This is a genomic window from Variovorax sp. P2_H12 (genome assembly GCF_056403395.1).
Map to the genome: position 1 here is coordinate 1 of NZ_JBFUFO010000114.1, position 817 is coordinate 817.

Below are 817 nucleotides of genomic sequence, written 5' to 3' on the forward strand. Positions count from 1 at the left end.
CCCTTCTTGTTGCCGGGCGTGGTGTTGGCGCTGCGGTCCACGCGCCCGCGGTCGAGGTAGGCGTCGTACCAGGCCATCTCGCGGATCATCGCCTCGGCGACCTCGGGCGTGGTGGCGCGCGCGGTGAGCTGGTCGATGCCGTCGCGCACCTCGGTCACTTCCGAGAACATCACGGTGGCRCCGGCGCGCACSAGSAGGTCGGTGCAGAAGCCSACCGCCGGGTTGGCCGTGACGCCCGAGAAGGCATCGCTGCCGCCGCATTGCACGCCGACCACCAGCTCGCTGGCCGGCACGGTCTCGCGCCGGCGGGCGTCGAGGCGCTCGAGGTGCTCCTCGGCCTGGCGCAGGATCGAGTCGACCATCGACATGAAGCCGACATGGGCGTCGTCCTGCAGGCAGACGACGTCGAGCTTGGCCTCGGCGCTGTCGCCGACGTCGGCCACGTTGCGTTCGTCGATGAGCGGAATGGTGCCCGGTGGCATCAGGCGCTCGGGCTGCAGCTTCTCGCAGCCCAGGCTGACCACCATSACYTCGCCGCCGAAGTTSGGRTTSAGGCTGATGTTGCGCAGGGTGCGGATCGGAATGATGGCGTCGGGCGCGTCGATCGCGACGCCGCAGCCATAGCCGTGTTCGAGCGCCACGACATCGTCGACGTTGGGGTACCTGGGCAGCAGCTCGGCCTTGATGCGCTGCACCGCGAACTCGGTGACGCCGGCGACGCACTGCACGGTCTGGGTGATCGCGAGGATGTTGCGCGATCCCACCGAGCCGTCCGGATTGCGGTAGCCCTCGAAGGTGTAGCCCTCGAGCGGCGGCA

The 817-nt window shown here is 69.3% G+C and carries 1 protein-coding gene; it reads right to left on the minus strand.

The window, feature by feature from the left end; all coding sequences use genetic code 11:
- A partial coding sequence (locus tag AC1DYK_RS35435; protein ID WP_478170529.1) for a UxaA family hydrolase occupies nt 1-817 on the minus strand: 817 nt, incomplete at both ends.